The sequence below is a fragment of the Anaerostipes sp. MSJ-23 genome, assembly GCF_018918155.1.
Classification (GTDB): Bacteria; Bacillota; Clostridia; order Lachnospirales; family Lachnospiraceae; genus Anaerostipes.
The window spans coordinates 19,396-28,638 of record NZ_JAHLPY010000024.1 but is presented as its reverse complement, the minus strand read 5'-3'; the positions used below and the strand labels follow the sequence as shown (position 1 = coordinate 28,638).

Here is a 9,243-nt window from a genome sequence, read left to right as displayed (position 1 = left end):
TTGAAAATCCCCCAGAAGGTATGACGTCCAAGGACATTCGCCATAGGAGCGAGGAGGAACTTCTGGATATGGATGATTTCTTAAATGATGACGAACTTGATGACGATTTCGGTGAAGAAGGTTTCTATATCTTCTAAACTGGCAACCGTTTCTTTGTCATGCCCGCCTCTGTGCGGGCTATTTTCAATTCAACTGAACGCCAACGGCGGTCTTTCCTATAAAGCAAAAAATGAGACAGTCACCAAACTATCTCATTCTTTCTATTCTAATATCTTCTTTAATTTTTTAAAATCTTTATCCGATATCTTGTAAAAGTTTTGTGCACCTTTTTTATCTTCAATGCAAATAACTTTCTGATCACTATATAAAAGCTTCGTCATCGTTCCATATGTATAGAAACGATATTCTTTCCAATCTTTTGTATCATATTTTGCACGATCAATATAATTATCTGTCATCGTTGCTAGAATTCTTGATACTTCAATTGCTGCATGATTCAGATGAAGTTTTGTATCAGAAACAATAATCTGTGCATCAGCCATCCGATCCACAAAATTCAAATATTTTTTTTGAACCGGTGCATCTACAAGGCCTTCTCCAATGACAGATGCATCATTATAAACATATACATTTTCCGGAATATCATCAAAAACAATATAACAATTTCCATATACCTTAAATTCGTAAGTTGTATTATCTTCATCAATTAACGCATAAGAATACATTTGTTTTTTATACTGTTTTTCCAAATCTCCCGGCGTCATGCCAATGATACGATAGCATCCCATGATAATATCTTTTGCATACTGGCATACCGGTGTATTAGTAACAGCAAAACTTTGATGTTTTACAGATTTTGAAACAAAACTCATCTTTACAATTGTGCTGCCTTTTACCTTACTTTTATATTCTGCAAGTTTGCGATCTCCATAGGTTGCATGAATTGCTTTGATCTTTTTTTCCAAAGAAGCAGTTTTTTTGCGTTCTGATTTCAACTGCCCAGATATCTTTTCATTCTCTTCCTTTAGCTGTTGATAATATTTAGAATTGATCACTGCTTTTTGTGAAGGCTTAAAACAACCAGTCGTACTTAGGGAAAGTCCAAGAATCATTACGGTTGTCAAAATTCTCTGAACCTGCTTTTTTTTCATGAGCTTCCCTTCCTTAACGTTTTTCTGCAATTTCTCCGGCTTTTTTATAAATACTTTCTGGTTTAATATATCCACGTACCATTGATAATGGATAAATATTTGTATGATGTCCAACTACAGATCCCGGATTTAAGATCGTTCCGCATCCAACTTCTACATAGTCCCCAAGAATTGCACCAATTTTTTTTCTTCCAGTTTCGATTTTTTCATTTCCATTTTTAATGGTAACATTCGTTTTATCTGATTTGACATTTGATGTGATAGACCCAGCTCCCATATGAGATTTATATCCAAGAATAGAATCCCCTACATAATTATAATGAGGTACCTGTACATTATTAAATAAAATGTCATTCTTAATTTCTGTTGAGTTTCCAACAACACATCCTGATCCAATCAATGCGTTTCCACGAATAAAAGCACCTGGACGTACTTCTGTTTCAGGTCCTATAATTGCAGGTCCTATGATTGTTGCTGTTTTGGCAATTGTCGCACTTTTGGCAATCCAGATATCCTCTTCTGGATGATCATATTCTTCTTCTGATAATGTTGGACCTTTTTTCAGAATAAAATCTTTGATCAAAGATAAAATCTCCCATGGATATGTTGTTTGATCAAAAAGTTCTCCTGCAATTGTCTGATCCATATTTAAAAATAAACTTTGATTTGTTAATTCCTTCATTTTTGCAACTCCTTTTTTACAAAAGTTTTTCACTAAAATCCAGTTCTACTGGACAGTGGTCTGATCCCATGATGTCTGTAAGGATTTTCGCATCTTTAATTCTATCTCTTAAACATTCTGATACGAGGAAATAATCGATTCGCCACCCTGCATTTTTTTCTCTGGCATGAAAGCGATAAGACCACCAAGAATAAATTCCTTCTTTGTCAGGATAAAGATAACGAAACGTATCAACAAATCCATCTTTTAAAAGATCTGTCATTTTCCCACGTTCTTCATCTGTAAAACCTGCATTTTTTCTATTTGTCTTTGGATTTTTAAGATCAATTTCTTTATGTGCAACATTTAAATCTCCACATAAAATGACTGGTTTTTTCTTTTCCAGTTCTTTCAGATAAGAATGAAAATCATCTTCCCATTTCATCCGATAGTCAAGTCTTGCAAGCGCGCTTTGCGAATTTGGCGTGTATACCGTAAGAAAATAATAATCTTCAAATTCCAGAGTAATCAAACGCCCTTCCTGGTCATGCTCTTCGATTCCCATTCCATAAGAAACAGATAACGGCTCTTTTTTTGTGAAAATACCAGTTCCCGAGTATCCTTTTCTTACGGCATAATTCCAATATTGATAATAACCCGGAAGTTCAAGATCAAGCTGGCCTTGTTGCATCTTGCTCTCTTGAATACAAAAAATATCTGCATCCAATGTTTGAAAAACATCAACAAAACCTTTTTTTACACAAGCACGAATGCCATTCACATTCCAAGAAATAAATTTCATTTAATCTCCTCCATGCTTTTTGTTGTACAGAAACATGGAAATACCGGCCACAATAATAATAAAATAGCCGACAAAACTCCATACATCTGGTATCTGACGGAAGAATAAAAATCCAAGAACTGCCGCAAACATAATCTGCGTATAATCATAAACAGATATCTCTCTTCCAGGTGCATACGTATAAGCTGCTGTGATTCCAAACTGTCCTCCTGCTGCAGCAAGTCCCGTCAGTAATAAAAAGATCAGCTGTTTTAACGATATTGGATGAAAATCTACAATTAAAAACGGAACACATGACAACATGGAAAATGTAGAAAAGAAGAAAACAATCATCGGTCCTTTTTCTCCTCGTATTCCAAGTTTACGCACACAAGTATAGGCAAATCCTGCAAACATTCCACCTGCAAAACCAATGAGTGATGCTGGTGTAAAACCTCCTGTAAATGTCGGTTTTACGATAAACATACTTCCGACAAATGCGGAAATAACACAAGCAAGTTGTGTAAAAGTAATCTTTTCTTTCAGCACAAAATAAGAAAATACAATAACAAAAAACGGCGATAACTTATTCAAGCTGGAAGCATCAGAAAGCATCAAATGATCTACCGCATAAAAGTTGCAGAAAATACCTAAGGTCCCTGCAAGGGACCTTAAGATAAATAAGTGCAAATTTTTCTTTTGAATATGGAAACTTTCCTGACTGCGAATTAACATAAAAAATGCAATTATCGCAGCAATCAGATTCCGAAAAAAACTTTTCTCAATCGATGGCAGATCTCCCGCCATTTTCAAAAACATATTCATTAATGCAAATGAAAGTGATGACAGGATGATGCATATAATTCCACGATTTTTCTGACTTAACATTATACTCTAGAAGAATATTCTCCGGTTCTTGTATCAATCTTTAACGTATCGCCTTCGTTAACGAATAATGGAACCATAACCTGAGCACCTGTTTCAACGATACAAGGTTTTGTTGCACCCTGTGCTGTGTTTCCTTTTTCACCAGGTTCACATTCTGTAACAAGAAGCTCTACAGAAATTGGTGGTTCTACCTGGAATGCATTTCCAGCATGAGAAACGATTGTTACATTTTCATTTTCTTTTACAAATTTCAGAGAATCTCCAATAACATCAGGTCCTAATGCGATCTGATCAAATGTTTCATTATCCATAAAGTAGAATAATTCTCCATCATTGTATAAATACTGCATCTCTTTACGTTCGATATGCGCATTTTCAAATTTTTCTGTTGGACGGAATGTCTTTTCTACAACACCGCCACTCTTAATATTTTTTAATTTACAACGTACAAACGCTGCTCCTTTTCCTGGTTTTACATGCTGGAATTCGATGATCTGGTAAATATTACCTTCGAATTCGATCGTTAATCCATTTTTAAAATCTCCTGCAGTAACCATATTATAATTGTCCTCCTTCAAATTTATCTTTTTTTCATTTTATTATAAATCTATAAACGAATCAACTATTTATTTGCTCGTCGATAGATTTCATAAATATCTTCTCGGTTGCAGACTTTAAATGATCCTATCGTTCTTGTATTTCCATAAGAACATCCATCCGCCATTTTTCGAAGTTCTTCTTCTGTTTTGATTCCAACTTCCGGTGCCTGTCCAAAGCTTGTTGGCATATCAAGCGACTGAAAATAAGCAACGGTTTTTTCGATTCCCTCTAGGGAAGCTTTTTCATCGTCACTTTCTTTTACACCCCAGACATTTCTTGCATACTGTGCAAAACGTTTTGGTTTTTCTTTAAATACATACGTTGCCCATGCTTCCCATACTGCAGACAAACTTGCCCCATGTGCAATATCAAATTTAGCACTTAGTTCATGTCCAAGCTGATGAACTGCAAAATCTTTTACGGCTCCAAGCCCAGTCAATCCATTATGAGATAAACTTCCAGCCCACATAATCTCACTCATTGCATTATAATTATGTGAATCTTTTATTGCAATTGCACCATTTTTTATTACCGTACGAAGCAAACCTTCTGCAATCTCATCGGTCAATTCATTGTGTTCTGTCAGTGTAAAATACCGGTCAAGTGTATGCATCATAATATCTACAACACCGCATCCAACTTGATATTTTGGTAATGTGTAAGTAAGTTCCGGATTCATAATTGCAAAATCCGGGCGATTAAAATCGGTTGTAAGACCTCGTTTGATCCTCGTTTCTTCATTGGTAAGAACCGCTGAGTCACTTGTCTCACTTCCTGCTGCCGCAAGTGTTAAAACAACACCGACTGGAAGTGATTTTTCCACAGTTTTCTTTCTTGACCAAAAATCCCAGATATCTGTCTGTGGATTGGCAACACCATGAGAAACTGCCTTGGCTGTATCAATGACACTTCCGCCTCCGACAGCCAAAACAAAATCAGTTCCAAATGAAATGGCTTCTTTTACTGCATTTCTTGCAAAAGATAATCTCGGATTTGGTTTCACTCCCCCGAATGTCTTAACAGCAAGTCCTGCATCCAAAATGGCCTTTGTCACACGATCTAATAATCCACTTCTTACAACACTTCCGCCCCCATAAACAACGAAAACTTTTGTTGCCCCACCGCTTTTTGCAAGTTTTCCAACTTTCTTTTCTGTATCTTTTCCAAATACAATTTTTGTCGGTGTATACTGAGTAAATGCCTGCATGCTTTTTCCTCCATTTGTGGTTTTAATTTGTACCACGCGTCAGTTTTACAACAATTTCTTCTGCAATCTCTTCTACGGTCTTATTATCTGTATCTACAATCACATCAGCAGCTGCTTCATATTTTGGACGACGTTCTTCCATCATTTTTGAAATAAATTCTGTATTTTTATTTCCACGAAGAAGCGGCCTTTCATCGCTATCTTTTACTCTTTCAAGAATCACTTCTGGTGAAGCGGTTAATAAAACAACCTTTCCATTTTTCTTCATTTCTTTCACATTTTCACTTCGAAGCGCAACACCACCACCACAGGAAATAATCTGGTTATTTCCTTTCTGCAGTTCGATCAAAAGATTCGTTTCACAGTTACGGAAGTAAACTTCTCCATATTCTTCAAAGATCTTATTAATGGACATTCCTTCTTTTTCCACAATCACCTGATCCATTTCTACCTGAGGCGATGCTAAAATTTTACTTAAATAAGAAGAAACGGTACTTTTCCCAGCTCCCATAAATCCAATTAACAAAATATTATGTGTAAATAAGGTTCTTGCCTGGATTCTTCTACTGTTTTCTACAATATAAGTAAAAATATCAAGAATTTCATTCTTATATGTATTGTCACTTACATGTGTCTTCAGCATTTTTCTCTGCCTTTTTTCCTGTTCAGGCTGCAAAATCGGCAGACCATTTTCCTTTTTGTAGACCATGATCTCTTTGATAATATCCATTCTCTCTTCTAAAACAGATACAATCTTTTTATCACATAGATCCAGTCTCTCTCTGATCTCATCTAACTGATTCATTTGTAGCTTTTCCTTTTCTTTTTAATCTTTGATCTGCCATTTCTTCTTTAATAAATGACAATTCTTATCTAGTATAGCATATAAATGGCTCTACTTTCAATTATTTCTATGCAATTGCATGGTTCTTCTTTACAAAGTCAATAAAGTCTTTTACTACTGGAGCTAAGTATTTATTTTTCTTAGTCACAAGGTAAATATAACGCTTAATTTCGGGTGCCGAAATTGGAATGACACAAACATCCATTGTCTCAAGGAGCGGAATTTTTGGTACAATTGCGATACCAAACCCTGCTGCCACAAGTCCTGCTACTGAAGAATCTTCTTCTCCTTCATAGGCGATTTTCGGATGATTTTTTATTTTTACAAACAACTGATCAATCACTGTACGAAGTCCGCTGTTTTTTGAATATGCAATATAATCATATTCTGTTGTTTTCGAAAGATCGATCGAATCACAATTGGATAAAATATGATTTTTAGGAGTAATTAAAACAAGTTCTTCTTCTATCACTGGATAAAATTCAAGTTCCTCTTCTCCTTTTATATAGGAAGAAAAGATAAAATCATATTTTCCCTCTTTTAATTCTGTAATCACTTGCTTCGTTGTTCCTTGTCCAAAAGAAAAATGAATGTTATTTTTTCCCTTTTCTTTCATATATTGATTCATAATTTCCGGAATAAAATGACTTCCAAGCGTATAAATATATCCGATATCAATAAATCCGCCTTTCGTCCCAGAAGCCTCCATAAGGATCCGTTTTCCCTCATCCAGCATTTCTAAAGATTGTTCCACGTAACGCAAAAATAAAGCACCATATTTGGTTAATTTTGCATTTCTTCCTTGTTTTTCAAACAATTTCACCCCAAGTTCTTTTTCCAGACAGGAAATCGCATGGCTAAGACTTGGCTGCGTAATTGACAGCTGTTCCGCAGTCTTTGTATAGTGCTCTTCTTTTGCAAGAGTTCTAAAATAATACAAATGATTTAAATTCATAGTCGCCACCTCTCGAATCCATAATTTTTTTCTATGATTATTATAGCACATTCATAATTGCATTTGTATACACACTTTGCTATAATTGATGTAGAATTTATTAAAAATAAGTTGGAGGAATCATAATTATGGCAGCAAAAAATTTCCGTAAATTATTTGAACCGTATACAGTAAAATCTATGACGCTGAAAAACAGAATCGTCATGAACCCAATTATGACAAATTTTGCTGAACATACCGGTGAAGTAAATGAAAAAATCGTTGAATACTACAAACAGAGAGCAAAAGGCGGTGTTGGCCTGATCACTGTAGAAGGAGCCAGCGTATACTCTCCTCAGGGTACATACAGTCCTTACCAGCTTCGTATCGACCATGATAACTATATCCCTGGACTTTACAGATTATGTGAAAAAGTTCATGAATATGGCTCCAAAATCAGCATCCTTTTAAATCATGCTGGTTCTACAGCCGATGGAAGTTTCACAAACATTCAGCCAGTATCTGCATCTGATATCCCATCAAGTTCTAATGACGAAATTCCTCGTCCTTTAACAAAAGATGAGATTCTTACTATTGTAGATAAATTTGCTGATGCTGCAAGAAGAGCAATTACTGCTGGTTTTGATGCAGTTGAAATCCAGGCTGGACATGGATATCTGTTAAATCAGTTCCTCTCTCCACTCACCAATGACCGTACCGATGAATTCGGCGGATCAAAAGAAAACCGTGCACGTTTTACAACTCTTGTCTTAAAAGCAGTCAGAGAAGTGGTCGGAGAAAATACACCGATTTTTGTAAACATCAGTGCTGATGAACTGGCAGAAGGCGGAAACACATTAGACGACATGAAAGAAATTGTTGAATACTTCAAAGAATATGTAGATGTTTTCAATGTTTCTGCAGGTCTTACATGTTCTATTCAGTATCAGACAGATGCTGATTACCTTCCAGACGGTTGGAAAGCTTATATGGCAAAAGCAATCAAGGAATCTACTGGAAAACCTTGTGCAACAAGCGGAAATATCCGTGAACCTGAAATTGCAAACCGTATTCTTGAAGATGGCGAAGCAGATTTAATCGCTATCGGACGTGGATTAATCGCTGACCCTGAATGGGTAAATAAAGTACAGTTTGGAAATACAGATGATATTAACCGTTGCATCTCTTGTAATAATGGATGTACTGCAACTTTAACACATGAGCCAATCCGCTGTACTATCAACCCATCCATCGTTTCTGGTGAATGTTATAAAAACAAAACTGTTAAAAAACCTTGCAACGTTGTTGTTATTGGTGCAGGTACTGCTGGTATGGAAGCTGCCTGTACAGCTGCAGAAGTTGGATGCACTACCGTACTGATTGAAAAATCAGGAGAACTTGGTGGTCTTGCAAGACGTGTTGGAAAAATGCCAAACAAACGTCGTCTTGGATACTTCCCAGATTATCTGGAACGTCGTGCATCTAAACTGAAAAATTTATTTGTTATTAAAAATACGGAAGTAGGCATTGATTTGGTAGAAGGATTTAAACCAGATATTGTTGTAAATGCAACCGGTTCTCATCCTTTACTCCCAGAAATCAAAGGTTTAAAAGAAAACATCCAGGCAGGAAATGTTTCTACTATCTTCAACCTGGTAGATAATGTGGATTCTTATCCTGAAGATCTTACCGGTAAAAAAGTTGTCATCATTGGTGGCGGTAACGTCGGACTGGATGTTGTTGAATTCTTTGCTCCAAGAAATGCAGACGTTACTATCGTTGAACAGAAAGCTCATTTTGGAGAAAACCTTGACTTTGTAACAAGAACAGGGGCTCTTGCAGTACTTTCCAAATACGGAGTCAAACAGTATCCAAATGCTTCTCTTCTGGAAGTAAAAGATCATAGTTTTGTTGTAAGACATGATTATAAAGATCTGAATCTTGATTTTGATTATGGATTTGTTTGTCTTGGTATGGAATCTGCAACACCTGCATTAAAAGAACTGCATGATCATTTCATTTATGAAGGTGTTGAGGTTCTTAACATCGGTGACAGTGCACAAACACGTCGAATTATTGAAGGTGTAAAAGAAGGTCGAGATATTCTTGTTGCTCTGGAAAGACACAACTTTATCTAAAATTTAACTTTTATAATAAAAACCCGAAAGTTTTGACTT

The 9,243-nt window shown here is 35.9% G+C and carries 9 protein-coding genes; 1 reads left to right on the top strand and 8 read right to left on the bottom strand.

Translation table 11 applies throughout. From position 1 onward, the window contains the following. Positions 1 to 260 precede the first annotated feature (260 nt). The 8 genes from KQI71_RS11885 to KQI71_RS11850 form a co-directional block, all read right to left on the bottom strand. Positions 261 to 1,151, bottom strand: a complete 891-nt coding sequence (locus KQI71_RS11885) for a hypothetical protein (protein ID WP_216436345.1) — start codon at positions 1,149 to 1,151, stop codon at positions 261 to 263. A 13-nt stretch (positions 1,152 to 1,164) separates the two neighbouring features. After that, entirely contained in the window at positions 1,165 to 1,833 is a 669-nt protein-coding gene (locus KQI71_RS11880) for an acyltransferase (RefSeq protein ID WP_216436344.1), read from the bottom strand. Between the two features lie 16 nt (positions 1,834 to 1,849). Further along, positions 1,850 to 2,614: an exodeoxyribonuclease III gene (xth, locus tag KQI71_RS11875; protein WP_216436343.1), complete on the bottom strand. Its 765-nt coding sequence runs from the start codon at positions 2,612 to 2,614 to the stop codon at positions 1,850 to 1,852. Continuing rightward, positions 2,615 to 3,481, bottom strand: a complete 867-nt coding sequence (locus KQI71_RS11870) for a DMT family transporter (RefSeq protein WP_216436342.1) — start codon at positions 3,479 to 3,481, stop codon at positions 2,615 to 2,617. After that, positions 3,481 to 4,038, bottom strand: a complete 558-nt coding sequence (gene efp, locus KQI71_RS11865) for an elongation factor P (RefSeq protein WP_216436341.1) — start codon at positions 4,036 to 4,038, stop codon at positions 3,481 to 3,483. Before efp ends, KQI71_RS11870 begins: the two co-directional genes overlap by 1 nt. Positions 4,039 to 4,103: 65 nt before the next feature. After that, entirely contained in the window at positions 4,104 to 5,288 is a 1,185-nt protein-coding gene (locus KQI71_RS11860) for an iron-containing alcohol dehydrogenase (protein WP_216436340.1), read from the bottom strand. Positions 5,289 to 5,310: 22 nt separating this feature from the next. Continuing rightward, positions 5,311 to 6,093 (bottom strand): shikimate kinase, encoded by a 783-nt coding sequence (locus KQI71_RS11855; RefSeq protein WP_216436339.1) that lies wholly within the window; start codon positions 6,091 to 6,093, stop codon positions 5,311 to 5,313. Positions 6,094 to 6,199: 106 nt separating this feature from the next. Then, positions 6,200 to 7,087, bottom strand: a complete 888-nt coding sequence (locus tag KQI71_RS11850) for a LysR family transcriptional regulator (RefSeq protein WP_216436338.1) — start codon at positions 7,085 to 7,087, stop codon at positions 6,200 to 6,202. A 128-nt stretch (positions 7,088 to 7,215) separates the two neighbouring features. On the opposite strand from KQI71_RS11850, the gene KQI71_RS11845 reads away from it, so the two are divergent. Next, on the top strand, positions 7,216 to 9,204 hold the full coding sequence (locus KQI71_RS11845) for an oxidoreductase (RefSeq protein ID WP_216436337.1): 1,989 nt from the start codon (positions 7,216 to 7,218) through the stop codon (positions 9,202 to 9,204). The last annotated feature ends 39 nt before the right edge of the window (positions 9,205 to 9,243 follow it).